The sequence below is a fragment of the Nocardiopsis sp. iso_25 genome, from assembly GCF_056173305.1.
Window position 1 is genome coordinate 4142112 of the sequence record NZ_CM149667.1, and the last position, 24342, is coordinate 4166453.

The 24342-nt window shown below is 74.4% G+C and carries 20 protein-coding genes; 8 read left to right on the plus strand and 12 right to left on the minus strand.

Annotated elements, in window-relative coordinates; all coding sequences use genetic code 11:
* Positions 1-74 precede the first annotated feature (74 nt).
* From AC0VX6_RS17790 to AC0VX6_RS17805, 4 genes are all read left to right on the plus strand, one after another.
* Positions 75-1775 (plus strand): ATP-binding cassette domain-containing protein, encoded by a 1701-nt coding sequence (locus AC0VX6_RS17790; RefSeq protein WP_274973812.1) that lies wholly within the window; start codon positions 75-77, stop codon positions 1773-1775.
* Positions 1776-1844: 69 nt separating this feature from the next.
* The gene (locus AC0VX6_RS17795) at positions 1845-2588 is read left to right on the plus strand and encodes a hypothetical protein (RefSeq protein ID WP_274973813.1); all 744 of its coding nucleotides are present in this window, start codon (positions 1845-1847) and stop codon (positions 2586-2588) included.
* Positions 2585-3907: a hypothetical protein gene (locus AC0VX6_RS17800; protein ID WP_475465316.1), complete on the plus strand. Its 1323-nt coding sequence runs from the start codon at positions 2585-2587 to the stop codon at positions 3905-3907. Before AC0VX6_RS17795 ends, AC0VX6_RS17800 begins: the two co-directional genes overlap by 4 nt.
* 3 nt (positions 3908-3910) lie before the next feature.
* The gene (locus AC0VX6_RS17805; RefSeq protein WP_475465317.1) at positions 3911-5080 is read left to right on the plus strand and encodes a hypothetical protein; all 1170 of its coding nucleotides are present in this window, start codon (positions 3911-3913) and stop codon (positions 5078-5080) included.
* Positions 5081-5182: 102 nt separating this feature from the next.
* Here AC0VX6_RS17805 and AC0VX6_RS17810 read toward each other — a convergent pair whose 3' ends face one another.
* The 7 genes from AC0VX6_RS17810 to AC0VX6_RS17840 all read right to left on the minus strand — a co-directional run bounded on the left by AC0VX6_RS17810 (position 5183) and on the right by AC0VX6_RS17840 (position 11740).
* Entirely contained in the window at positions 5183-6127 is a 945-nt protein-coding gene (locus tag AC0VX6_RS17810) for a hypothetical protein (protein WP_475465318.1), read from the minus strand.
* Positions 6128-6410: 283 nt separating this feature from the next.
* Positions 6411-7661 (minus strand): cytochrome P450 family protein, encoded by a 1251-nt coding sequence (locus AC0VX6_RS17815; protein WP_274973817.1) that lies wholly within the window; start codon positions 7659-7661, stop codon positions 6411-6413.
* Positions 7661-8875 carry a cytochrome P450 gene (locus tag AC0VX6_RS17820; protein ID WP_475465320.1) on the minus strand — a complete coding sequence of 405 codons (1215 nt, stop codon included), beginning with the start codon at positions 8873-8875 and terminating at the stop codon, positions 7661-7663. Before AC0VX6_RS17820 ends, AC0VX6_RS17815 begins: the two co-directional genes overlap by 1 nt.
* A 106-nt stretch (positions 8876-8981) precedes the next feature.
* Positions 8982-9638, minus strand: coding sequence for a GTP-binding protein (locus AC0VX6_RS17825; RefSeq protein ID WP_274973819.1), 657 nt, complete (start codon positions 9636-9638; stop codon positions 8982-8984).
* On the minus strand, positions 9619-9978 hold the full coding sequence (locus AC0VX6_RS17830; RefSeq protein ID WP_274973820.1) for a DUF742 domain-containing protein: 360 nt from the start codon (positions 9976-9978) through the stop codon (positions 9619-9621). The genes AC0VX6_RS17825 and AC0VX6_RS17830 overlap by 20 nt, the downstream gene beginning before the upstream one ends.
* Positions 9975-10379 (minus strand): roadblock/LC7 domain-containing protein, encoded by a 405-nt coding sequence (locus AC0VX6_RS17835; protein ID WP_013153774.1) that lies wholly within the window; start codon positions 10377-10379, stop codon positions 9975-9977. The genes AC0VX6_RS17830 and AC0VX6_RS17835 overlap by 4 nt, the downstream gene beginning before the upstream one ends.
* Positions 10379-11740: an ATP-binding protein gene (locus tag AC0VX6_RS17840; RefSeq protein ID WP_475465321.1), complete on the minus strand. Its 1362-nt coding sequence runs from the start codon at positions 11738-11740 to the stop codon at positions 10379-10381. The genes AC0VX6_RS17835 and AC0VX6_RS17840 overlap by 1 nt, the downstream gene beginning before the upstream one ends.
* A gap of 1047 nt (positions 11741-12787) precedes the next feature.
* Here AC0VX6_RS17840 and AC0VX6_RS17845 point away from each other — a divergent pair.
* On the plus strand, positions 12788-13171 hold the full coding sequence (locus AC0VX6_RS17845) for an RNA polymerase-binding protein RbpA (protein ID WP_274973822.1): 384 nt from the start codon (positions 12788-12790) through the stop codon (positions 13169-13171).
* A 216-nt stretch (positions 13172-13387) separates the two neighbouring features.
* On the opposite strand, the gene AC0VX6_RS17850 is transcribed toward AC0VX6_RS17845, so the two are convergent.
* The 4 genes from AC0VX6_RS17850 to AC0VX6_RS17865 all read right to left on the minus strand — a co-directional run bounded on the left by AC0VX6_RS17850 (position 13388) and on the right by AC0VX6_RS17865 (position 16993).
* Positions 13388-14179 (minus strand): HAD-IIA family hydrolase, encoded by a 792-nt coding sequence (locus tag AC0VX6_RS17850; protein ID WP_235432201.1) that lies wholly within the window; start codon positions 14177-14179, stop codon positions 13388-13390.
* A gap of 351 nt (positions 14180-14530) precedes the next feature.
* Positions 14531-15283 (minus strand): SCO1664 family protein, encoded by a 753-nt coding sequence (locus AC0VX6_RS17855; protein ID WP_475465323.1) that lies wholly within the window; start codon positions 15281-15283, stop codon positions 14531-14533.
* A gap of 58 nt (positions 15284-15341) precedes the next feature.
* The gene (locus AC0VX6_RS17860) at positions 15342-15923 is read right to left on the minus strand and encodes a DUF3090 domain-containing protein (protein WP_274973824.1); all 582 of its coding nucleotides are present in this window, start codon (positions 15921-15923) and stop codon (positions 15342-15344) included.
* A gap of 275 nt (positions 15924-16198) precedes the next feature.
* On the minus strand, positions 16199-16993 hold the full coding sequence (locus AC0VX6_RS17865; protein ID WP_475465325.1) for an MSMEG_4193 family putative phosphomutase: 795 nt from the start codon (positions 16991-16993) through the stop codon (positions 16199-16201).
* A gap of 232 nt (positions 16994-17225) precedes the next feature.
* Here AC0VX6_RS17865 and AC0VX6_RS17870 point away from each other — a divergent pair, with 232 nt between their 5' ends.
* Complete coding sequence (locus tag AC0VX6_RS17870) at positions 17226-18179, plus strand: aldo/keto reductase (protein ID WP_475465326.1); 954 nt, start codon at positions 17226-17228, stop codon at positions 18177-18179.
* A gap of 408 nt (positions 18180-18587) precedes the next feature.
* On the opposite strand, the gene AC0VX6_RS17875 is transcribed toward AC0VX6_RS17870, so the two are convergent.
* The gene (locus AC0VX6_RS17875; protein WP_475465328.1) at positions 18588-20864 is read right to left on the minus strand and encodes an LLM class flavin-dependent oxidoreductase; all 2277 of its coding nucleotides are present in this window, start codon (positions 20862-20864) and stop codon (positions 18588-18590) included.
* A 100-nt stretch (positions 20865-20964) separates the two neighbouring features.
* On the opposite strand from AC0VX6_RS17875, the gene AC0VX6_RS17880 reads away from it, so the two are divergent.
* Positions 20965-21630 carry a MarR family winged helix-turn-helix transcriptional regulator gene (locus AC0VX6_RS17880; protein WP_475465330.1) on the plus strand — a complete coding sequence of 222 codons (666 nt, stop codon included), beginning with the start codon at positions 20965-20967 and terminating at the stop codon, positions 21628-21630.
* 387 nt (positions 21631-22017) lie between these two features.
* Complete coding sequence (locus AC0VX6_RS17885; protein ID WP_475465332.1) at positions 22018-24102, plus strand: helix-hairpin-helix domain-containing protein; 2085 nt, start codon at positions 22018-22020, stop codon at positions 24100-24102.
* Positions 24103-24342: the final 240 nt, after the last annotated feature.

Below are 24342 nucleotides of genomic sequence, written 5' to 3' on the forward strand. Positions count from 1 at the left end.
GCGCCGTGGAAACCTGCCGGGGCGCTCGCGGCGGTGACCGGGCGCCTACGGCGAAACCCCTGTGGAGAGCGGTCTTGGGCTACATCGACGTCAACCAGGTCGGCCATACCCTGCCCGACGGCAGGGTCCTGTTGGACTCGGTGTCCTTCCGCGTCGGCGAGGGGTCCAAGACGGCGCTGGTCGGGGCCAACGGCGCGGGCAAGAGCACCCTGCTGCGGATCGTGCGCGGCGAGCAGCGCCCCCAGGGCGGCGCGGTCACCCTGGACGGCGAACTCGGCGTGATGCCGCAGTTCATCGGGCACGTGCGCGACGAGACCACCGTGCACGAACTGCTGGTGTCGGTCTCCCCCGCTCCGGTGCGCGAGGCGCACGCGGACCTGGAGGCGGCCGAGGCGGCCATGATGGTCGACGACGGCGAGAGGACGCAGATGCGCTACGCCGCGGCCATCGCCCGTTACGGGGACGCGGGCGGCTACGACGCCGAGGTCGTGTGGGACCAGTGCTGCACGGCGGCGCTGGGCGTCCCCTACGAGCGCTGCCGGTGGCGCGAGGTGCGCACGCTGTCGGGCGGGGAGCAGAAACGCCTGGTCGTCGAGGCCCTGCTGCGGGGCCCGGCGCCGGTGCTGCTGCTGGATGAACCGGACAACTACCTCGATGTTCCGGGCAAGCGCTGGCTGGAGGAGGCGCTGCTGGCCACCCCCAAGACGGTCCTGTTCGTCTCGCACGACCGGGAGCTGCTGAGCCGGGTGCCGGACCGGATCGTCACGGTCGAACTGGGCGCCGCGGGCAACACGGCGTGGGTGCACGGGGGCGCGTTCGACACCTACCACGACGCACGCAGGGAGCGGTTCGCGCGGCTGGACGAGCTGCGGCGGCGCTGGGACGAGGAGCACGCCAAGCTCAGGGCGCTGGTGGCCGTCTACAAGCAGAAGGCCGCCTACAACTCCGACATGGCCTCGCGCTACCAGTCGGCGCGGACCCGGCTGCGCAGGTTCGAGGAGGCGGGGCCGCCGCAGAAGCTGCCCCGGGAGCAGAACCTGCGGATGCGGCTGCGCGGCGGCCGGACGGGCAGGCGGGCGCTGGTGTGCGAGGGACTGGAGCTGACCGGGCTGATGCGCCCGTTCGACCTGGAGGTCTGGTACGGCGAGCGGGTGGCGGTGCTGGGCTCGAACGGGTCGGGCAAGTCGCACTTTTTGCGGCTGGCGGCCGGGGGCGGCAGTGATCCTCAGTCGTCGGTGCTTCCGGAGTCAGTGCTGTCGGAGGAGGGCAGGGCTGAGGTGCCGCCGGTGGAGCACGGCGGCACGGCCCGGTTGGGCGCGCGGGTGCTGCCGGGGTGGTTCGCGCAGACCCACGAGCACCCCGAGTTCGCGGGGCGCACGCTGCTGGACATCCTGCACCGGGGGCAGGGCACCCGCCGGGGCGTGCCCCGCGACGAGGCGGGGCGGGCGCTGGACCGCTACGAGTTGGCCCGGGCCGCGGAGCAGACCTTCGACACGCTCTCGGGCGGCCAGCAGGCGCGGTTCCAGATCCTGCTGCTGGAGCTGTCGGGGGCGACGATGCTGCTGCTGGACGAGCCCACGGACAACCTGGACGTGGTGTCGGCGGAGGCGCTGGAGTCGGCGCTGGAGGCCTACGACGGCACGATCCTGGCGGTGACGCACGACCGCTGGTTCGCGCGCGGGTTCGACCGGTTCGTGGTGTTCGGCGCCGACGGAGGCGTGTACGAGGCGCCGGAGCCGGTGTGGGACGAGGGGCGGGTGCGCCGTGAACGGTAGGGCTTCCTCCGCGCGGAAGGGGGGACGATAGGCTGATAAAAACTGCATAAGCCCCCCAGAAGGTCATCGATGCGCCCTCCCCCGCCGCTCACCCGTCTCCTGCTCCTGGTCGGGTTCCTCTGCGCTTTCCTGGCCGCGCTGCCGTGGATGCCCGCCCCGGCCCACGCCTCCCCCGACTACGGCACCTCCTCCGCCGAGGCCGGGGCGTTCCACGCCCGCATGCTGGAGGAGCACGGCGGCGTGTTCGTGGAGGAGGAACTCGCCGGTGTGCTGGACCGCCGCGAGACCGCCGAGGACCTGCGCGCCCTGCTGGAGGAGTACGGCGTCACCGTCGACGTGCTGGTCATGGCGGGCCGGGGCGAACACCTCGCCGCGTATGACCTGGCCTTCGCCATCAGCGTGCACAGCGGCCGTCCCCTCCTCGTCCTTTCCGTGGACAGCCTCCACATCGGCTACGCCAACCTGGGGAAGGCGGGTCTCCACCTGAGCGCCGTGGAGTACGCCATCACCACCGGTGCCTGGTCCGAGCGCCCCGCCGACAGGCTCGAACGCGTGCTGCGCGTGTCCGACCACCCCGACATGGACACGCTCGCGGAACAGGCCGAGGAGGAGTTTCTCTCCCGTTCCGACATCGCACTCGACGAGGGTGAGGAGCGGGACCCCGAAACCAGGGCCACGCTGTTCTGGCGTGAGTACCGGTGGGTGCCGTGGGCCGGCGGCGCCCTGGGCGCCGCCTTGACCTACACGGCGGTCGTCGCGGCCCTGCGGTGGCACCGGCACGTGCGTTCGTCCCGAGGGGAGGGCCTCACATGAACCGCACGCGTCCGCGATACGCCCTCCTGACCTGGGTACTGGCCGCTCTCGTCCTGTGCGCGCTCCCCTCTCCCGCGCTCGCGACGGAACCCGGCGCGTCCGTCGAGTCCGTCGCGGACGTCACCGACCGCTCCCGGGTCGAGCGGATCGCCGGGGAACTGGAGGACAACCCCCTGTACGTCCACCACGACCTTCGGGACCAGTGGTCGGAGCGCTCCCTGGAGGAGACGGAGGAGCGCCTGACCTCAGGACCGCTGGCGGACCTGTCGGTGCGCGTCGTGGTCTACCCGTCGGCCCCCGGGGACGAGACCGGGGGCCAGCCCACGCTGTTCCTGCACGCCCTGCACGAGGTGTCGGGTCAGGACGGGGTGTACGTGGCGGTCACCAGGGACCACCGGGTGGCGTTCGCGACCTTCGACAGCCCCCTGCGGGTTCCCGACGTCGACACCGAGGACCTCGGACTCGGCTACGGTGCTCGCACCCGCCAGGTCCTGGACCTACTGGAGGAGGCTCCGCGCGGGCCCGCTGCCTCCAGTGAGCTCACTCGAGATGCCCCGGCCGACGAGGACGAGGCGGTCCTGCGCCCGCGCGGCGATGCCGAGCGGTTCTGGTTCGCGGCGCTGTTTCCCGGCGCCCTCATCGGGTTAGCGCTGGTGGGCGTGCGCGTCCTCTTCAGCAGGCCCTCGAGCTGGCAGCCCCTGCGCTGGCCGCCCCAACCGCTACGGCCGCTCCGTGCTCGGATGGCGCGATTCCGGTCGCGAATCGCACGGCTGCGGGCCGCCGCCGAGGCCCCGTACAGGGCGAGGTGGGCGCCCAACCGGCCGTGGCGCTGGTGGCTGCGCCCGGTGCTGGGCCGTGAACTGCGCCGCCTTCGCCTGCTCATCGAGGAGGCCCCCGCCGACCACCCCGAACGCGCCCGGGCAGTGCAGGCCTACGACGCCGCCGGACTCATCGCCCGGTCCCCGGACCTGCCGCCGCAGGCCGTGGTCTGCGCGGTCGTCGTGGCCCGCAACGGCGTCCAACTGGTGCGGCACCCCGACCTTCCGCTCCTGGAGCCCTGCCAGTTCAACCCGCTGCACGGTGCGGGGAGCTTCCGCCTCCGCGAGTACAACCACCGGAGGCGCCTGACGTGGTGGCGGCTCTGTTCGCGCTGCTCCCGGCGACGACTCGATCCGCGGTTCGGCCCCTTCCGGCCCTCCCTGCCCCTGCCGATCGACGGGGAGCCCACGCACTACCGCCATGCCGAGGACGTCTGGGCCGAGGCCGTCACCGCTCCCGGCCACGCCTTCGCGCGTATCCGCACAGAACTGGAGGTGTGAGCGGTGCGAGCGCTCGCCCTGTCCCTGCTGGCCGTCATCGCCGCGCTGGCCGTCCCCGCCACGGCGGCCCCCGCCCCCGCCTCCGCCGACGGCGCCTGGCGCTACGCCGAGGCCGCCGTCTCGTCGGACGATCCCCTCCACGTCGGCCCCAGGCACCGGTCCGCCATGGACGCACTGGCTGAGGAAGCGCTGCGGGAGCGTCTGGAGGAGGCGGAGGTACCGGTCTACATCGTGATGGTCACCCAGAGGAGCAACCTGGAGGAGTACCCGGCCGCGATGGTGAGGGCCGCCGGTGCCCCCGGGTACTTCTTCGTCGTCGGCTGGGACGGGCAGGAGGTGCACGGAGGCCAGTACGGCATGGACGACACCCTCGTCGACGGGCTGGACAGGGCGCAGATGGCAGCGGCGGTGGTCAACGGCGATCCCGAGTGGGCGGAGGCCCCCACCGCCGAGCGGCTGCACCGGCTCGTGGACCTGGTCGAGAGCGGCGAGGCCCCCGCGGCCTACCGGAACCTCCGGGACGACCCCGGCCCCTCCGGGTGGACGCTGGTTCTGGGCGGCGCCGGTGCGGCGGGGGTCGCGGTGGCGCTCTGGTCCAGGATCAGCCGGTGGTGGCGCCGCCCGATCCGCGTGGTGCCGCTGACCGAGGTGGTCGCCGCCACCGTCGGCCAGGCGCAGCAGGACGAGTACCGTGCCCGGATCGCCGAACGCCTCACCGGCTGCGGGCAACGGGTGTCCGCGCGCGGGGACTCCTCGGATGAGGTCCGGCGGGCGCTGGAGGCCTACACCGCCGCGGCCAAGGTGTTCGACTCCGCCGACGACAAGTCCGACCTGGTGGGCGTGCAGGTCCTGCTGGACATGTGCGACGCGGCGCTGGACGGCGGGATCCGACCGGCGCACTGCTTCTTCGACCCGCGCCACACCAGCGGCAAGGCCATGGTCCGGTGGCGGGCTCCGGCCTCGTTCGACTCGGTGCGGGTCCTGGCGTGCCGCGAGTGCCGCAAGGCCATCAGGGCGCACCGCACTCCGCAGCCGGTCCTGGACTCCACCGGCGCACGCCCGCTGCCCTACTACTCCGTACTACCGGAGCGCAGCGTGTGGGCGGCGACCGGGTACGGAACCCTGGTCTCGGACCTGCCCGCGCGGATCATGCGCGGCGAGCACCGCGGGTAGGGCGGTGGCCGCGAAGGTTCGGCGCTCCATCCTCGCCATGGGTACAGGGTCGACGCAGGCCTGAGAGCCCGCCTCACGCTGGGGACGTTCTCGGTCGAGTCGCTATCCGACGGGCAGTTCGATGTCGATCACGGCCGAGCACTCCTCCAGGCAGCCGCCCACGGTGAGCGTGCCGCCGGGCTCGGCGCCGGGGAAGAGGAACGCGGCGTGGGTGCCCTCTCCGCCGTCGAGCGCGTAGCGCCCCGCCGCCTCGCCCGCCCGGAGTTCGCCGCCCCCGCCCTGTCCGCCCTCGTCTCCGCCGCCGACGTAGGAGGCCTGGAACAGGTCCAGACTGACCCTGTCGGCGGTGGTGAACTCCACCGTCACCTCCAGGGGTTCGTCGGAGGCGGCCCGGTAGGCGGTCAGCAGCCGGGCGCGCACCCCCCCGGACTCGTCCGTCACGTCCTCGGCGACCAGCAGGCCGGGGCCCGGATCGCGGCCGTCCACTAGAAGGTCGGCGAGCAGACCGTCCTCGGCGGTGAAGCTGCCGTAGGCGACGCAGACCGGTTCGGTGTCCGGGTCGCCGCCGGGGCACAGCTCGTAGCCGTCCTGGGTCTGCCCGACCTCGGCGTCCGGGGCGGGGCGGCCCCCGTCGGCCCGGGCCTGGGCGACGGCCGCCTGGTGGAGCAGGTGGGCGCGGGCGGCGGAGTCCTCGGCTGTCCGGGGCAGCCCCTCGCGCATCCGTCCGGGGTCCCCGGTCCGGGCCAGGGAGTCCATGTAGTCCGCGACGGTGCGGCCCGACGCCGCCACCGCGCGCGCACCCTCCGCACCGGTTCCGGCGAGGGGTCCGTGCGGGGAGGGCCTGCCCCGGGGCTCAGCGCTCGGGGCCGCGGACCGCTCGGGTCCGTGCGGCGCGCCGTCGGCGTCCGGCTGTCCGGGCCGGGGTCCGGGCAGGGCGGTGGGGTGGAGCGGCCACCCCTCCCCCGGGGCCGTGTCCCCCGGCGCCCCGCAGCCGGAGGCGACGAGCGTGGCCAGGGCCGCGGCGGCGGCCAGCCTGGTCGGCGTCATGTCCGTTCCCTTCCCCGTGAGGACCGGCGGCCAGCCGAGCCTACGGCCGGGAGGCGTCAACACGGGGGTCGCACAGCGTAAGGACTTCTTGACACGGGGCAGGGACAGGCCCGGGACCCCGCCGGGCCTCGGGACTGCGGGAAGGCCGCTCCCGGTACCGCCCGGGCCGCGACGCGAACCACCCCGGCCACGCGCGCCCCGGCCGGAACGCGACGGGGGTCGCACGGCGCGGTCCCCGCGCCCGGCCGGGGCGGCCCGGGGCGCGGGGACGGTCTCCCACCGGTCAGGGGCGCAGCACGACCGGGAACTCCCTCAGGCTGGTCACCGAGAGCGCGGACTGCACCCGCAGCTCCTCGTCGGGGACGGCCAGCCGCAGGTCGGGGAAGCGCTCGAAGAGCATCGGCAGGATGATCCCGGCCTCCAGGCGCGACAGCGGCGCCCCGGGGCAGATGTGCGGGCCGTACCCGAAGGTGATGTGGCGCCCCTTGTTGCGCTGCGGTTCGAAGACGGACGGGTCCGGGTCCTCGCCGAACTCCGCGCGGTCGCGGGTGGCCGCGCCGTAGTGCGTCATCAGCGCCTCGCCCTTGCGGATGGTCTGCCCGCCGACCTCCACGTCCTCGGTGGCGAAGCGGAACATCATGACGTTGTTGGGCGGGTCGTAGCGCAGCGTCTCCTCCACGACCTGCTCCCACGTGACCTTGTCCGCCTTGAGCAGGGCGAACTGGTCGGGGTGGGCGAGCAGGGCGCGCACCACGTTGTTGAGCAGGTTGACGGTGGTCTCGTGCCCGGCCGCCACCACCGTCAGCAGGGTGATGGTGACCTCGGTGTCGCTGAGGGAGTCGCCGTCCTCCCGGGCCCTGAGCAGGTCGGCGGTGAAGTCGTCGTGCTCGTCCAGGCTGGCGCGCTTGCGGGCGACCATCTCGGCGAAGAACTGGAACAGGGCGCCGTAGATCCGCAGGTGCTCGCCCTCCTCGGTGGTGCCGGAGAAGAGCTTGGCGTACATCTCGCCGAGCTGGGCGTACTCGGCCTCGGCCACCCCGTACAGTTCGCCGATCACCCCCATGGGAACCCGGAAGGTGAACTCCGACTTCAGGTCCAGGGGTTCGTGCGCGCGCGGCTCCAGGGCGTCCAGCGCCCGAGCGGTGATCTCCTCGATGCGCGGGCGCAGGCGCTCCACCCGGCGCGCCGAGAACGGGCTGGCGGTGAGTCTGCGCATGCGCCGGTGGGCGGCGCCGTCCTGGGCCAGCATGTTGGAGCCGTCGGTGGGGATCGTGCCCATCAGCGGCCAGCCCTCGGGGACCCGGCCGCTCCGGTAGTCGTCCCAGTGGTCGACGCTCTTGACGAACCGGGGGTCGTTGAGGGTGGCGCGGCTGACCTCGTGGTGGGTGGTGGCCCAGGCGCGGACCCCGCCGGGGAGCTCGACCCGGGTGACGGGTCCGGCCTGGTGGAGGCGTTCGCGGTCGGCCTGCACGTCGTCGGGGACGGCGTGCACCAGCGGGATTCCGTCGGGGGTGTGCTGGACGGGGCAGGGCATCACAGGACTCCTTGCGGGGGTGTGGGGGTGAAGGCGACCGGCAGCGAAACGACTCCCCGCACCCAAGGTGAGGGCCGCCAGCGGACCTCCTCGGCGGGGATGGCCAGTTCGACGTCGGGCAGGCGGTCCAGCAGCACCTCCACCGCTGTGACCGCCATGACCTCGGCGATCCCCTGCGCGGCGTGGGGGCAGCTGTGCTCGCCGTGGGAGAAGGACAGGTGGGCGTGGTTGCCCCGGAGGGCCGAGGAGCGCTCGCCGGCGTGCAGCCGCGGGTCCTTGTTGGCCGCGGCGTAGCCCAGCAGGAGCAGGTCGCCCCTGCGGATGACCCTGCCGTCCAGCTCGACGTCGCGGGCGGCGAAGCGCCCGGCGTTCATCTGGGACGGGGAGTCCTCCCACAGGACCTCGGCCAGGGCCTCGCGGACGCTGCTGCGGGCGCCCGCCATGGAGGCGGAGAAGCGGTCGTCGGTGAGCATCAGGCGCAGCGCGTTGCCGATCCACTCGGAGGTGGTCTGGTGGGCGCCGCCCAGGACGGCGACCAGTTCGGCGATCAGGTCCGCGTCGCCGTAGCCCGCCGGGTGGGCGATCATCCGGGACACCACGTCGGGTCCGGGTTCGGCGCGGCGGGAGGCGACGAGCCGGGTGAACTCGGCCACGATCTCGACGTGGGCCCCGACCGCGTCGGGACCGGCGTCGAACATGGTGCCCATCAGGGTGGTGACCGCCTCGCCGCGGTCGTCGTCGAGGCCGTACATCCAGCACAGGACCAGGGACGGGAGCCGCTGCGCGTAGTGCGTGCGCAGGTCGGTGCCGCTGGAGGCGCAGAACCCGTCGACGAGGCGGTCGGCCAGGCGTGCGGTGACCGCGCGCAGCTCGTGCGGGTCGGCCCCGTCCAGGGCGTCGTTGACCGCGCCGGTGCGGCGCCGGTGCTCCTCGCCCTCGGCGGACAGCAGGTTGGGCTGGGGCGCGAGCACCGGCAGCAGCGGCCAGTCCCGCGGCACCCGGTCCCAGGCGTTCCAGCGGCGGGGGTCGCGCGCGAACACCTCGGGGGTGTTGAGGACGTGGTGGAGCTCGTGGTAGCCGATGACCAGCCACGCGGGGACGTCGCCCTCCATGAGCACGGGCACCACGGAACCGTGTTCGGCGCGCATGGCCCGGTAGGAGCCCTGGGGGTCGGCGTTGAAGCTGGGGTCGTACAGCCGGACGGGGTCGGCCACTCTCGGTCCTTTGGGAGAAGGGGGCGGGCGGCCGCTCGGCTCGGCCGTCGGGGACGGGTTCGGAAGTCGGGGCCGTGGAGGCGGACCGGACAGGTCTGGGTACCGCTCACCGGGCGGCTTCCGTGACCAGGGCGCGGACGTGGCCGACCAGCGCGATGAGGACCTGCTTGGCCGAGTCGCGTGTGCGCGCGTCGCAGCGCAGCAGGGGGACCGAGGCGTCCAGGTCCAGGGCGGCGCGCACCTTCTCCAGACTGTGCTCGGCCTCGCCGAAGTCGTTGTGGGCCACGACGAAGGGGGTGCCTTGGGCCTCCAGGCGGTCGATGGCGTAGAAGGAGTCCTCCAGGCGCCGGGTGTCCACCAGGACCACCGCGCCCAGGGCTCCGGAGAAGAGGCGGTCCCACAGGAACCAGAAGCGCTCCTGGCCCGGGGCGCCGAAGACGTAGAGCACCGAGGCGGCGTCCAGGGTGATGCGGCCGAAGTCGAAGGCGACGGTGGTGGCGCGCTTGGACTCCACCCCGTCCACGTCGTCGACGCCGTGCCCCGCCCGGGTCATGGTCTCCTCGGTGCTGAGCGGGCGGATCTCGCTGACCGAGCGGACCAGGGTGGTCTTGCCGACCCCGAAGCCGCCCACGACCGCGATCTTGAGGGCGTACTCGGCGGTGTCGGGCAGCGGGACCCGGGCGGCCTCGCGGGCGCGGTCCGCCGGGGCGGGCGGGGAGTCCGGGGGCGGGGCCGAGGGGGGATCAGAGGTTGTGGAGTGCAACGAGCACCTTCTCCAACACGTCCGGGGAGGCGAGGGGGTGGGCCGGTGAGGGCGCGGGGCGGGGGTGGCGCGCGGTGGCCAGGCCGGTGTCGAGCAGGTCGGTGACCAGGATGCGCACGATCGCCACGGGCAGGCGCAGGTGGGCGGAGATCTCCACCACCGCCGTCGGGCCGCGGCACAGCCGCAGGATCCGGGCGTGCTCGGACTGCATGCCGGGGGTGGGCGCGCTCTCGGCCACGATGAGGGTCACCGCGTCCAGGGAGTCGTCGGCCCCGCTGCTGCGGCCCGAGGTGATGACGTAGAGGCGGTCCGGACCCTCCTGCTGGTGCGGTCGCGTCATACCGGTCCGGCTCCGGCGCGGGGCGGGGTGGTCAGGTGCTCACCCATCTGCTCGACCAGCTCGTTCATGTTGTGGCCGACCAGACCGGGTTCGGCCTCCTCGGAGGTGATGACGGCCAGGTGGGCGCCGTGTCCGGCCTCGACGATGAACAGCAGGCCGCCGTAGAACTCGGCCATGGCCTGGCGGACGCCGCCCGCCCCGTCGCCGAACTCCACCGAGGCGCTGTGCGCCAGGCTCTGCACCCCGGCGGCGATCGCGGCGAGGTGGTCGGCGCTGTCGGCGCGCAGGCCGGAGCTGTGGCAGAGCTTGAGCCCGTCGCGGGAGAGCACGAGGGCGTGGCGGGTGCCGGGCGTGCGTTCCAGGAGGCCTTCGAGGAGCCAGGTCAGCGTGTCGAGGTCCATCATGCGTCCTTGTCGTTCGGGCCGCGCACCGCGGAGCGGAACTCGCCGAAGCCCCTCGCCACGGCGGCGGGGTTGCTCCTGCGCGGTGCGGGCCTGGTGTTCTCGGCCGCCGTGAGCGTCCGGCCGCGGCGGCGCCGGGGCAGTCCGTCGACGTCCTCCGCGGCGGTCTCCGCCGCGGCCGGGGGGATCGCGGCGGGTGTGGGGGCGGTACCGGGTTCCCGTGCGGCCCCGGGCAGGGACGCCGGGGAGTCGGGGACCACGGGCTCGGGGAGGGGTTTGACGAGCTTGCGGGGCAGCAGGAGGACGACCGCCGTGCCGCCGCGCGAGGAGGAGCGGAAGGACACCGACAGGCCGTAGCGGTGGGCGATCTGGCCGACGACCGACAGGCCCAGGCGGGTTCCGGAGATGGCGGCCAGGTCCAGGCCGTTCTCGACGGTGCGGCGGGCGCGGCGCAGCGCCTCCTCCCCCATGACCAGGCCGCCGTCCTCGACCATGACCGCGATCCCGGCCTGGACCTCCTCGACGTGGACGTGGACCTCGGCGGTGGGCGGGGAGAACCTGGCGGCGTTGTCCAGGATCTCGGCCAGGGCGTGGATGACGCCCTCGGCGGCGAACCCGGCGACCGCCTGGGTGGAGGCGTTGTGCACGCGGACGCGCTGGTAGGCGCCGATGCGGGCCATGGCGCCGCGGACGACGCTCTCCATGCCGATGGCCCGGCCCCAGCGGCGGCCGGAGCGGGCCCCGGTGAGGACGGCGATGCTGTCGGCGACGCGTCCGACCTGTGCGGTGCTGTGGTCCAGGTGCATGAGGTCGCCGAGGACGTCGGTGCCGGTGTCCCCGTCGCCGTGGCGCTCCTGCATCCGGCGCAGGTCGGCGAGCATGGTGGTGCTCAGGGCCTGGACGCGTCCTGCGGCGGTGGCGCAGGCGGCCATGGCTGCCGAGCGGCGGCGTTCGGCGGCGGCGATCTCGGTGGCGGCGGTCCGCAGGACGGCGCGACCCCCGTGGTCGGCGGACAGGGGCAGGGCGCGCAGGGCGGTGTCGGCGGAGTCGCCCGCGCGCAGGCGCCGGGCCAGGAGGGGCAGGTGCTCGTCGGCCAGGGATGCGGTGTCGGCGCGCAGCGCGTCGAGCCGGGCGCCCAGGTCGCGAATCCGCCGGGCGCGCCGGTCGAGCAGCACCGCGAGGACCAGCAGGAGCAGGAGGGGGACCGCGGAGGCGGCCAGGACGGGCAGGGTCCGGGCCTCGGGCGCGGCCCACAGGGGCACGGCCCAGAAGGGCAGCGCCGCGAGCGGGAGGAGGAGCCAGCGCGGCGCGGACGGCGACGCGGGCACGGCTCCTCGGAGGTGGGGGGTCTCAGCAGTCATGGGGCTCCACGTCCGGCCGCGCCGTCGCTCCTGGTTCCGGCACGTGAGGACGCACCGAAGGGGACATTTCCGGCACGATGTGCACATCCAAAGGAAGGGGATTAATTTCCCCGCCCTACGCTTTTCGGTACACGGCGAGTCAACATACCACCAGACACCTCGGGCGGCCATGTCGGCACAATGGAATCTTTATCGCACATGAGGGACGGAGAGCCGGATTCCCTACCACAGCGCGGATTCCGGAGAGTGATAATCAGCGGTGCGGGAACGTCCGACCTTTTCCGGAAGCCATTGTCGGGCGCACGCCTTTTCCAGTCGTGAACTGCGGGAACCGCACGGCGGCGGGCGTGGAGGGAAGCGCGGTGAGGGTGGACGCAGTGTGACGGGCGGGGGCGGTGCGAGGCGGCCCCGCGGCCGCGGATGGCCGGGAGCGGCCGCGGGCGGCGGCGCGGAACTGGCCTGAGTCGGCCACGGATCCGGCCGGGGACGGACGCCGACCCTCCGGGGCGCGGCAAGCGGGGCGGACGCCGACTGGCGGGACCGCACAGCGGGTCGTGAACGGCGACCGGCGGGACCGCGCGGCGGCCGAGGGGACGAGAAGGATGCCGACCGACTGGCGGACGGCAAGGAGCACGCCCGGCCGCCGACGGACGGCGGCGGCCGGGCGGAGGTCCGGGCGCAGGGGCCGTACCCGATGACGACGGACGCGCTGCCGAGCGTCCGTCGGCGGGACCCCGCCGCTGTCGATTCGGCCCCGGGGGCGCGTTCCCGCCCCCACCAGGCAGGAGGATGCGCCGGAGGGCGAAAGCGGGGGATTTAGCGGATGTTTTTCGCCCCCGGCGGGCGTATATAGAGACACACCCGAAACAGGCAGCCTGGAGTGCCCCAGGTCACATGTGCCACACTCAGCGCACCGGACAATGTTTTGGGATCGGGGTGGCCCCCGGACGCCGGAGGTGGTTCGACCTCAGGTCAGCGGGGAATCTTGACGTGGACCGACGCGTTACACCCCGCGAGACCGCACAAGCGCCTGGAGGCACCCACACGATGGCCGAGCGAGCACTTCGCGGCACCCGGCTCGGGGCGACGAGCTACGAGAACGACCGCAACACCGACCTGGCTCCGCGGCAGGAAGTCACCTACGACTGCACCCGGGGCCACCGCTTCTCGGTCACCTTCGCGACCGAGGCAGAGATTCCCGCCGAGTGGGAGTGCCGTTTCTGCGGCGACCGCGCCCTGCGGCGGGACGGCTCCGGCGAGGAGCCCAAGAACACCAAGCCCACGCGCACCCACTGGGACATGCTGCTGGAGCGCCGGAGCATGGAGGACCTGGAAGAGGTCCTCGCCGAGCGCCTGGCCCTGCTCCGCGCCCGCCGCCGCGAGGAGGCGGCCAAGGTGGAGGAGATCGCCAGGCAGCGGCAGAGCGCCTGAGCACCCGCGACACACGGGGGCGGCGGACACGGTCCGCCGCCCCCGTCGTCGTGTCGGCCCCGAAAACACCCGGGCCGCGGGAGTGATCCTGATCGCAGTGCCGTCGTGGGCGCCCACGACGGCACTGCGATCAGGATCACCGAGGGAGAGCCGCGGGAGGGCGGCGTGCGCCCCTCCGCGGCGTCCCCGGCGCGGACACCGGTCCCGCTGGAAGCGCTAGTCCCGCTGGAAGGGGTCGCGGGTGATGCCCACCAGCTCTTTGACCGACCCGATCACACGGGTGGGGCGGTAGGGGAACTGCTCGGCGGTCTCGCGCTCGGAGATACCCGAGAGCACCAGCACGGTCTGCAGGCCCGCCTCCAGACCGCTGAGCACGTCGGTGTCCATCCGGTCGCCCACCATCAGGGTGTTCTCCGAGTGCGCGCCGATCCGGCGCAGCGCCGACCGCATCATCAGCGGGTTGGGCTTGCCCACGAAGTAGGGGCGGCGGCCGGTGGCCTTCTCGATCAGCGCGGCGACCGCACCCGTGGCGGGCAGCGGGCCCTCGGCGCTGGGACCGGTCTCGTCGGGGTTGGTGGCGATGAACCGCGCACCGCCGCGGACCAGCCGGATCGCGCGGGTTATGGCCTCGAAGCTGTAGGTGCGGGTCTCACCGAGCACCACGTAGTCGGGGTCGCGCTCGGTCATCACGTAGCCGACGTTGTGCAGGGCGGTGGTCAGGCCGGACTCGCCGACGACGTAGGCCGACCCGTTGGGGCGCTGGGTCTGGAGGAACTGGGCGGTGGCCAGGGCCGACGTCCAGATCGACTCCTCGGGGATGTCCAGGCCCGAGCTGAGCAGACGCGCGCGCAGATCGCGGGGGGTGTAGATGGAGTTGTTGGTCAACACCATGAACGGAATCCCGTTCTCGCGCAGCTCCGCGATGAGCTCGTCCGCGCCCGGGATGGGGTGCTGCTCGCGTACGAGCACGCCGTCCATGTCGAATAGGTAGTTCCACTCGTTGCTCACGTGCCCATTGTGCCGTCAGGGGCAAGGAGCACGCCATTCCCACCCCCTGGTAGGCGAGCACCCTCACACCGGTCCGGTCCCGGCCGCGGGCTCCTCCTCGGGGAAGCGCCCGTCCGGGCGCGGGGTGACCGGCCCTCCGGGCCCGGCCCGCAGGCGCTCGGACCCCGCCATGGGGTTCCCTCCCGCCGGTGCCGCCGGGTCCTACGATGTCCCCGGAACGGCTCGGGTTCGCGGCCGGGCGGGCGGGGTGCGGCCGTGGGAAGGCACGGCCGCGGGCGGTGGCAGGCCGGGGCCGCTCCTCCCGTGCGCGTCCCGCCGCGCACCGGGGCGGGCGGAAGGCCGCCACCGGACTCAGATCGGCGGCCAGGGCACCGCGGGCCAGTCCGGCGCCGGGTAGGGGTGGATGCCGTGCCGGATGAGCAGGTCCACCCGGCTGCGCACCGCGTAGGCCTCCGGTCCGGTCAGGTGCCGCTTCAACTCCTCGGACAGGGCGCTGTCCGCGTCGGCGAGCTGGTCGCGCGCCGACCCCAGGGCCTCCAGGGCGTCCTGGGGCAGCGGCTGGCCCTGCCACTGCCACAGCACGGTGCGCAGCTTGTAGTCCTCCGCGAGGGAGACCCCGTGGTCGCAGCCGTACAGGTGGCCGCCGGGGGTGGGCAGCAGGTGGCCGATCTTGCGGTCGGAGTTGTTGATGACCGCGTCGAACACCGCCATGCGGCGCAGGTCGGTGTTGTCGGTCTCCCGCGCCAGGGCGATCAGGTCCACGGTGGCGTCGCCGTGCACCCACAGCTGCACCATGCCCTCGCCGAACGGGCCGTCGCGGTGCACGGTGGGCGGGACGATCCCCCAGCCCAGGGCTTCGGAGACGGCGTGGGCGCTCACCTCGCGCCCGGCCAGGGTCCCGTCGGGGAAGTCCCACAGCGGCCGCTCCCCCGCCACCGGCTTGTACACGCAGGCGGCCGAGTGCACGCCGTCGGAGACGGTGCAGTACAGGGTGGCGTTGGAGGCGGCAGTCAGCCGCCCCTCCACAGTGATCTCGCCGGTGCGGAGCAGGTCGAGCCCGACGGCCGGGCTGAGGCCGTCGAAGGCGTCGGCGGTGTCCCTCATCGCGGGCCCCCGGGTCTGCGCGCCCGGCGGCCCGCCGGTGGTGTGCTCATCGGCGTGCTCAGACGAGGCTGTCCGGTCGGTAGCCGTTCTGGCGTACGCAGATGTGGCCGTTGGGGTCGAGCGGGCGTCCGCACAGCGGGCAGTCCGGGCGTCCGGCGGCGACCACCTTCAGCGCGCGTCCGGCGAAGGAGCGCGCGGCGCCGGGGGTGAGGTAGACGCGCAGGACGTCGCGGTGGGCGGGGGCCTCCTCGGCGAAGACCTCCAGCTCCTCCTCGTCGTCCTCCAGCAGGTCCTCACCGGCGGTCTCGTCGATCTCCTGGGCCTCGATGATGACGCGGGCGGCCTCGGCGTCCCAGGCCAGGGCCAGGGTGCCGACCCGGAAGTCCTGCTCGATGGGCTGCTCCAGGGGAGCGTCGTCCTCGGGCGGAGCGGTGTCCTCCGGCGGGGAGCCGAAGCGCCGGTGCACCTCTTCCAGTAGTTCCTCGATACGGGTGGCGAGCGCCTCGACCTGCGCCTTCTCCAGGACCACGCTGGTGATGCGCCCCTCGCCCACGGCTTGGAGGAAGAAGGTGCGGTCTCCCGGCTGGCCCACGGTCCCCGCGACGAACCGCTCCGGCGGATTGAACTGAAAGACGGGCATGCCAAGAACCTTACGGGATGCGGGCCTCCCGGTGCCAAACCTGCCGGACGCGCTGGTGGGCCCGGGTGGGGCCGAAGGGCCGGGCGCCGGGCGGGTGCGCGCCGCGCCGCGGTGCCGCGGCCTCGGCCGTCGAGACCGCCGGTCCGTCCCCGCGGAGCGGGCCACCGCACCGGCCCCCGTGGGCCGCCGATGTCTCCCGGCGGCCCGCCGGGGCCGGGCGGGGGGGGCAGGGTACCGGGAGATCCCTACGGCTCACCGGGCGGAAGGAGGAACCGTCAGGGGGCGTCGGCGGCGGCCTCCTGTGAGCCCGCGCCGCCTCCCACGGCCGCGTCGCCGCTGGCCTCGGCGGGGGTCGGCAGGCTCGCGGTCAGGCTTTCCCCCGTGTCATTGAGCTTGTTGAGGAAGGGACGGGTGCGCGTGTAGGTGATGGAGGTGACCGAACAGGGGTCCACCCGCAGCCGCTGGAACAGGTCCAGGTGCATGCCCAGGGCGTCGGCGACGACGGCCTTGATGATGTCGCCGTGGCTGCACACCACGTACACGGGCGGGTCCTGGGGCGCGGACGGGGCGCCCGGGGCCGGGTCCTGGGGCGGCGCCGTGAGCAGGCGGGCGTTCCAGTCGCGCACGGCCGCGACCGCGCGGGCCGAGGACTCGGTCAGGGCCTCCCCGCCGGGGAAGCGCGCGGCGCTGGGGTGGTCCTGCACCACGCGCCAGAGGGGTTCGTCGGACAGTTCGCCCAGGCCGCGGCCGGTCCAGGAGCCGTAGTCGCACTCCACGAAGCGCTCGTCGGTGGTGACGGGGACGCCGAGCTGCGCGGCGACGGCCTCGGCGGTCTCCTGGCAGCGTTCGAGCGGGCTGGAGACCAGGGCCGCCGGTCGCAGCCCTGTGAGCCGTCCGGCCAGGTGCGCGGCCTGGACCCGGCCGGTGTCGTTGAGGTGGACGCCCTCGGCGCGCCCCGCCAGGCGGGGGCCGGTGGCGTCGGTCATCCCGTGCCGGATGAGGAGGAGGGTGACCGCCTCGGGTGCGGGCGGTGGGGGCGGAGTGTCCTGGGGTGCTGCGGGTGTCGCCATGGTCACAGGGTAGGCCCGCGGCGGACGGGAGGGCAGGACCCCGGCCGCGGTCGCGGGAACGGTGTGCCGCGGCGGGCGCGGCGGATCCGGGCCACCAGGTTCGAGGAGCCCGTTCGCGGAGTCGGAACACGGGCGCGGGCGCGGCGAACGCGCCGGTCACGGCCGCGTCCGGGGGGAGCGGCGGAGGTGTGCCCGAAGGACGGCGTCGGACGGACGCGGTAATCTCCGCCGCATGGAACAGCGACAGGTGGGCAGATCAGGGCTCTGGGTCTCTCGTACCGCTCTCGGCACGATGACCTGGGGCAAGGACACCTCCGAGGAGGAGGCCGGGCAGCAGCTCACCGCGTTCGTCGACGCGGGCGGCACGCTCGTGGACACCGCGGACATCTACACCGGCGGCCAGAGCGAGCGGATCCTGGGACGCCTGCTGCGCGCCTCGGTGCGCCGCGAGGACGTGGTGGTGGCCACCAAGACCGGCCACACGCCCGACGGCTACCGGCCGGTGGACGCCTCCCGGCGGCACCTGCTGGCCTCCCTGGACGCCTCGCTGCGACGCCTGCAGACCGACTACGTGGACCTGTGGCAGCTCCACGTGTTCGACCCCTCCACGCCGCCCGAGGAGTCGCTGGCCGCGATGGAGACGGCGGTGGCGGCGGGCAAGGCGCGCTACGTGGGCACGGGGAACCTGGAGTCGTGGCAGTTCGCGACCCTGGCCACCTGGCAGCGCGCGCGGCCCGGGAGCGTGCCCCTGGTGAGCGTGGGTACCGAGTACTCGTTGCTCAACCGGGGCGCCGACCACGGCCTGCGACCCGCCGCGGCGCTGTCCGGAGCCCACCTCATCGCCTGGTCTCCGCTGGGCCGCGGTGTGCTCACCGCCAAGTACCGCAACGGGACTCCGCCGGACTCGCGGGCGGCCTTCCCCCACATGGCGCCGTACGTGGAGCCCTACCTGGACGACCGCAGCCGCCGGGTGGTGGAGTCGGTGTGCACGGCGGCCGAGGGGCTGGGCGTGTCGCCGCTGGCGGTGGCGCTGAGCTGGGCGCGTGACCAGGAGGGCGTGGCCGCGGCGGTGGTCGGTCCGCGCACCCTCGCGCAGTTGGAGGAGATCCTGGGCGTGGAGGGCGTGGAGCTGCCGCCCAAGATCCGCGACGCGCTCGACGACGCCACGGCGCGCCCCGAGCGCTGACGCCCCTCCCCGTCGTCGGCGCTCCCTCGGCCCCTCCCCCCGCCGGTGCTCCCCCGGGGTCCACGGAAACGGGGGCGCGACCGTCCCCGGCGGCTTCGGGGCGCTCTCTCCCCCGGGCCGCGCGAACCGGCGACGCCCGTGCGGTGACCGCGCCCGCCCCACCCGTGCGGTGCGCCCGCAAACGGTTTCACGGCGGGCAAGCCCACAGGCGGGCCCTCTCCACCCCGGATACCACGCGCGGGGAACGCGCGGAGCGGCACCGACCGGCGGCGACGCCCCGGCGCACGCGGACACGGGAGCCGCGCACATGGGGGACGCGATCCGGCGCCGAAGGGTCGGCCGTGGCCGCCCCCGGCGCACACGCGCGGGGGACGCCCCACCGGCCGTCCGGCTTCCGGCCGGGCCCGGTCAGCCCCGGGTCGCGGGCGGGATCGGGAAGTTCTTGTCGAACACGTTGCGCGGGTCGTACACGGCCTTGAGGGCCCGCAGCCTGTCCAGGGTGGGTTCGGGGAAGGCCTGCGCGAGCACCTCGGGCCCGGTACGGGTGTCGAAGCTCAGGTACATGCCCTCCAGGTGCTTGTCCAGGTCCGCCCACCACTGGTCCATGCGCGCGGCGCTCCGGGTCGCCGTCATGGCCGCCAGCACGAAGTTCTGCGACCGGTGGGCGTAGGCGGTGGCGTCGGCCGCCAGGTCGTTGACCGCGCCGCCCACCTGTCTGAGCTGCATGAACATGACGTCGCCCGAGGTGAGCAGCCCGGCCAGGCCCTCGGCCGCGTCCGGGGTGACGTGGTGCAGCAGACCCGAGCGCGCCTCGGGCAGGCCGTGGCCCTGGTGGGGCCCGTCGGGGCGGACCAGGATCGCGGAGTAGGGCGCGAGCTGGGCGCGCTGCTCCAGGACTGGGCCCACGGACAGGAAGGGCTCCAGCGCCCGCACGGCCAGGTCGGTGTCCTCCCCGGCGTAGACCACCATGGCCTGCGCCGCCGGGCCGCGCCCGCCGCGCGCGGGGCCGGTGGTGAGGAAGGCGGTGACCTCGCGCGGCGCGGCCTCGGCGACCTCGCCCCAGGCCCGCAGGAAGGCGGCGGTGTCGGTCGCGTCGTAGACGAACTGGCCGAGGACCACGTCGCGCACCGGGGCGGCCGTGGCCTCGACGGCGGTGAGCACGCCGAAGTTGGCGCCCGCGCCGCGCATGGCCCAGAACAGGTCGGGGTGGTGGTCGGCGTCGGCGCGCACGAGCGTTCCGTCCGCGGTGACCACCTCGACGGCGGTGACGTTGTCGATGGTCAGGCCGTGGGCGCGGGACATGTAGCCCACGCCGCCGGTGGTGGCCAGGCCCCCGACGCCCACTCCCCCGTGGTCGCCCGAGCTGAGCGCCAGGTCGTGGAGGGCGAGGGTGTCGGCGACATCGCCCCAGCGGGCGCCGGCGCCGAGCCGGACCAGGCCGGAGTCCGCGTCCAGCACCTCGGCGCCGTTCATCCGCGACAGGTCCACGACGACGCCGCCGTCGCCGCTGGAGCGTCCGCTGATGCCGTGGCCGCCGCTGCGCACGTGCAGGTCGGCGTCCTGGGCACGGGCGTGGGCGAGGGCCTCGGCGACCTCCTCGGCGCTGCCGGGGCGCAGGACCAGACCCGGTGAGCCCTTCTGCATGTAGCCGTGGCGGACGCGGGCGTAGGCGCGGTCGCCGGGTTCGACGGCGTGCTCGCGCAGGCTCTCGGGGACGCCGTCGTAGTCGATGCCCGAACGGCGCGCGGCCAGGGAGACTGCGGCGCGGGCCGGTCCGGTGTCGGTGCCCGCGTCGGCGCGTTCGCGGTCCACGGCCTCGCGCAGGGCGGGGGCGACCTCGGCGCCGAAGGTCTGGATGGTGCGCGGGTCGTCGGTGCCCACGATGAACGTGGAGTAGCCGTGGTCGAGGACCAGGGGCAGCAGGTCGTCCACCCACTGCTCGGGCGGGCCCTGGAGGAAGTCCTTCCCGGTGGGCAGGAACGCGATCTGGGCGAGGTTGAGCATGCGGCGGACCTGGCGGGGGTCGCGCCCGGCGGCATGCGCGGCCTCGTCGATGGTCCGATGGGCTCCGGCCATGTCCTCCAGCTTGAGGTAGCCCAGGCTGGGCAGCCAGCCGTCCGCCTTGGCGCCGACCAGGCGCAGCATGCGGGGCTTGTATGCGCCCAGGCTGATGCCGATCTCGTGGGCGGGGGCGGGGCCGCGCTTCATGCCGCGCACGCGGTGGTGCTCCCCGTCGACGCGGACGCCGCCGCGGGCGTCGGTGTCCCAGGCGGCGCGGATGACGTCGATGCCCTCGCTGAGCGCGTCGACGGCCTGGCGCGGGGTTAGGCGCTTGCCGCCCATGCCCTCGATGCCGTCCCAGAACGCTCCGGCGCCCAGGGCGAGTTCGAAGCGGCCGTGGGAGAGCAGGTCGAGGCTGGCGGCGGAACGGGCGAGCATCGCGGGCGGGCGCAGGGGCAGGTTGAGGACGTTGGCCGACACGCTCAGGCGCGTGGTGCGCGCGGCCACCCAGCTCAGCAGGGTCCAGGTGTCGAGGAAGCCGGGGTTGTAGGGGTGGTCCTGGAAGGTGGCCAGGTCGAGTCCGGCCGCCTCGGTGAGTTCGGCGAGCGCGACGGTGCGGTCGGGGTCCTGCGCCGCGGGTGTGATGAAGGTGCCGAACCTCAGGGGGTGTCCGTAGTCGGGCATTGGGTTCTCTCCTCGGGAGGAAGCCGGAACTAGTTTGTCGAATCAACGATATTGACAACAACTTATCTTGTGTGCCACCTATTCCTGGTAGCCTCGGAGCATGGCACTCCCCACTCCGAAGCCCGGCCGGACCCCGGCAGGAAACGCGGACCCGGACACGGGCACGGCCGCCGACACGGGCGCGGACCCGGACACGGGCACGGCCTCGGGCGCGGACCCGGTTCCGGGGCAGGACACCAACCTGGGGTGGTCGCTGGCCGTGCTCCTGCGCCGGTGGCACGAGCGGGTGGAGGCGGTCCTGGACGACGTTCCGCACGGCAGCCGCGGCTACCACGTGCTCACCGCGGTCTCACTCGACGAGCCCCCCACCCAGGCGGCCCTGGCCGAGCGGCTGCTCATCGACCGCAGCGTGATGACCTACCTCCTCGACGACCTGGAGGAGGCCGACCTCGTGCGGCGCCGGGTGGACCCCGGCGACCGGCGGGTGCGGCGGGTGTGCGCCACCGCCCACGGCCACGAGGTGCTGGCCTCGCTCAGCGAACGCGTGCGTGAGGCGGAGGAGCACATCCTGGCGGGACTCGACGCGCCCGCGCGCGAGCTGTTCCGCCGGATCGCCCAGCACGCGGCCGACGCCGTTCAGAAGTCCTCCCCCACGACCGACCCGTGCGCGGCCGTGCGCCAGGTCGCCGGTCCGGACGCCCCGGTCGGGAAGCAGGGGAAACGGGAGGGGCGGCGCGGGCGCGGGAACCGGGCGAAGCGGGAGTAGCGGGCGGGCCGGGGGCGCTCCCGGGCTCGGGGAGGCTCCGGAACGCGTCCGGAAGGTATGCCGGGTTCGGGCGACGGCGGGCGGACGGGGAGCGCGGCAACGGGCAACCGGGGCGGGCGGCGGCAGGCGACCGGGGTACGTGGTGGCGAGCAGTCAGGATGGGCGGCAGCAGGCGGCCGGTGTGGATGGTGGCGGGCAGCCGGAACGGGCCACGGCAGGCGTCAGGGTGCGTGGTAGCGGGTAGCCGGAGCGGGCGGCGGCGGGCGACCGGAGTGCATGGTGGCGGGCATCGGCGGGCAGACGGCCGGAAGCGGGAACCGAGCGTCGTCGCCAGTCGATAGGCTCCCCCAGAGTCCGTGAACCGTATGACGAGGGGAACCGCCCGAGGTGTCCGAGGCAGAACAGGTCAGTGCCGTCCTTGACCGGATGGGCGCGCCGGGCGCCCTGGCGCCCCGGCTGCTGGGCGTGCTGGGGCCGGGGGCCGCAGCCGCGCTGGACGCGAACCCGTGGCTGCTGCTGCGCCTGCCGCAGGTGACCCCGGAGCAGGCCGACTTCTGCGCCCGCAGGCACCTGGGCGAGGGCGCGCGGCCCGGCGACCCCCGGCGGCTGGCGGCGCTCACCGGGCACGTGCTGCGCATGTCCGCCGCGCGCGGGCACACCGTGGTCGAGGAGAAGAAGCTGGCCTCGGTCGTGGGCGGGTTCGGGGTGGCCGATCCGGCCGCCGCGCTGGAGGCGGCCGTGGCCGACGGGAGCGCGGTGGTGCTGGAGAGCACCGATGAGGACGACGATGAGGACTTCGACTTCAGCGAGGGCAAGGTCCCGGACCTGCCCGACACCGAACTGTTCTACGCGCTGCCCGAGGTGGGGCACGCCGAACAGCGGCTGGGCGAACAGCTGCTGCGGCTGATCGGCGGCAACGAGCCGATCATGGACTCGGTGACCGCGGGCGAGACGGTGGACGCGGCCGTGGAGCGGGGCGGGTTCACCATCTCGGAGCGCACGCGCGAGGCCCTGGTGACGGCGACCCTGCGTCCGGTGACGGTGCTGCGGCACGGCCCCGGCGACGGCGCGGAGATCGCGCGGGCGCTGGTGTGCCTGGAGGCGATCGCCACCGACAGCCAGGTGGGGATCGCGGTGGCGGCGCCGACCGCGCAGGCCGCGGCGGCCGTCAACGCCGACCTGGCGCGGGTCCGCGGGGAGCGGGCCGCGGCCGGGGGTACGGAGGGGACGCGGGCTTCCGGGGATGCCGGAGGGGCGCCGGAGGCCGGGGCCGGGAGCGGGGCCGCCGAGGAGACCCGGGGTGCTGAGGAGGCCGAAGCGGCGCAGGGGGCTGAGGGCGCTGAGGCGGCCTCGGACGCGCAGGGGACTCCGGAGACACAGGAGACTCCGGAGGCACAGGAGACCCCGGCGACGCAGGGGGCTCCGGACGCGCAGGGGTCCGAAGAGGCTGACGAAGCGCAGGAGGACCGGGAGCAGCCGGAACAGCGGAGCCAGCAGGTACAGCAGGGCCAGGCGGGACAGCAGGGCCAGCAGGGGCCCGGCGATGACGTTCAGTCCCCCGTACGGGCGGTGTCGCTGCCCGCGCTGCTGGCGCAGGCGCCGCTGAAGGCCGGTCTGGTCGTGCTGTGCGAGGCGATGTCGGTGGGCGCGGCCCGTGCCGCCGAACTGGCTTCGGTGTGCGCGGACGACGCCCACCTGGTGCTGCTGGCCGACCCGAACCAGGCGCCGTCGGCCACGCCGGGCCAGGTGGTGGTGGACATCGCCGCTTCGCGGACCGCGCACGTGGCCGAGGTGGCCGACGAGGACGCCCCGGGGCCGATCGCGGAGCTGGCGGCGGGCGTGGCCTCGGGCGGGGTTCCCGAGGTGGAGGCGCCCGGGCGCGAGGTGGTGCGGGTTCCGGCGGCGTCGGCCGAGGAGGCGGCGCACCGGGTGGTGCAGCTGGTGACGGACTCGATTCCGCGCGCGTTGGGGATCGGGGCCGAGCGCGTGCAGGTGGTGACCGCGCGGGAGGACGGCCCGGCCGGTGCGCGGGCGGTCAACGCCGCGTGCAAGGAGAGGCTGAACCCGGGGCCTGGTGCGCACGGCGGGTTCGACGTGGGCGACCGGGTGCTGTTCGCGGCGGAGGGTCCCGGCTACGGGCCCGGTGACACCGGTCATCTGCGCGGGGTGGACGGCGGTGCCGTGGTGGAGCTGGTCGGCGGCGGTCGGGTGAAGGTGACCGACCCGGCGGCGCTGCGCCCGGGCTGGGCGGTGACGGTGGCCGCCGCGCACGGGGGCCGGTGGCCCGCCGTGGTGGCGGTGTTCCCGCCGGAGGTGCCGGTGTCGCGGCCGCAGGTGTACACGGCGCTGACCCGCGCGACGCGGCACGTGTCGCTGGTGGACGCGACCGGCGGCGGGCTGGAGACCGGTGTGCGGGAGAACGCGGCGAAGGAGCGGACGACCCGCCTGGTGAGGATTCTGCGCGAGGGGTAGGCCCGCGGTTCGGGAAGCACGCGCCCCGCGCACGCGGGGATGGTTCCGATCGAGCCGGGTCGGAGTGCGGCGGTTTCCCAACGCTCCCCGGGCACGCGGAGGCGGTCGTCCACAGGCGGAAGCCGGGGGTTGGCGGCGGGTGGGAAGGCCAGCCAGACTGGATTCGGGGGCGCGTTACGCACCTGCGCGGAGCGAGCACTCCCCCGAATCGAGCGTAGCCCGCCCGTCCGGCACCGCACC

What these genes read in the sequence shown, in the direction of transcription:
- AC0VX6_RS17795 (WP_274973813.1), top strand. Translation starts at nt 1,845, where the DNA reads ATGCGCCCTCCCCCGCCGCTCACCCGTCTCCTGCTCCTGGTCGGGTTC.
- AC0VX6_RS17800 (WP_475465316.1), top strand. Translation starts at nt 2,585, where the DNA reads ATGAACCGCACGCGTCCGCGATACGCCCTCCTGACCTGGGTACTGGCC.
- AC0VX6_RS17810 (WP_475465318.1), bottom strand. Translation starts at nt 6,127, where the DNA reads ATGACGCCGACCAGGCTGGCCGCCGCCGCGGCCCTGGCCACGCTCGTC.
- AC0VX6_RS17815 (WP_274973817.1), bottom strand. Translation starts at nt 7,661, where the DNA reads ATGCCCTGCCCCGTCCAGCACACCCCCGACGGAATCCCGCTGGTGCAC.
- AC0VX6_RS17830 (WP_274973820.1), bottom strand. Translation starts at nt 9,978, where the DNA reads ATGACGCGACCGCACCAGCAGGAGGGTCCGGACCGCCTCTACGTCATC.
- AC0VX6_RS17835 (WP_013153774.1), bottom strand. Translation starts at nt 10,379, where the DNA reads ATGGACCTCGACACGCTGACCTGGCTCCTCGAAGGCCTCCTGGAACGC.
- AC0VX6_RS17840 (WP_475465321.1), bottom strand. Translation starts at nt 11,740, where the DNA reads ATGACTGCTGAGACCCCCCACCTCCGAGGAGCCGTGCCCGCGTCGCCG.
- AC0VX6_RS17845 (WP_274973822.1), top strand. Translation starts at nt 12,788, where the DNA reads ATGGCCGAGCGAGCACTTCGCGGCACCCGGCTCGGGGCGACGAGCTAC.
- AC0VX6_RS17855 (WP_475465323.1), bottom strand. Translation starts at nt 15,283, where the DNA reads ATGAGGGACACCGCCGACGCCTTCGACGGCCTCAGCCCGGCCGTCGGG.
- AC0VX6_RS17860 (WP_274973824.1), bottom strand. Translation starts at nt 15,923, where the DNA reads ATGCCCGTCTTTCAGTTCAATCCGCCGGAGCGGTTCGTCGCGGGGACC.
- AC0VX6_RS17865 (WP_475465325.1), bottom strand. Translation starts at nt 16,993, where the DNA reads ATGGCGACACCCGCAGCACCCCAGGACACTCCGCCCCCACCGCCCGCA.
- AC0VX6_RS17870 (WP_475465326.1), top strand. Translation starts at nt 17,226, where the DNA reads ATGGAACAGCGACAGGTGGGCAGATCAGGGCTCTGGGTCTCTCGTACC.
- AC0VX6_RS17875 (WP_475465328.1), bottom strand. Translation starts at nt 20,864, where the DNA reads ATGCCCGACTACGGACACCCCCTGAGGTTCGGCACCTTCATCACACCC.
- AC0VX6_RS17880 (WP_475465330.1), top strand. Translation starts at nt 20,965, where the DNA reads ATGGCACTCCCCACTCCGAAGCCCGGCCGGACCCCGGCAGGAAACGCG.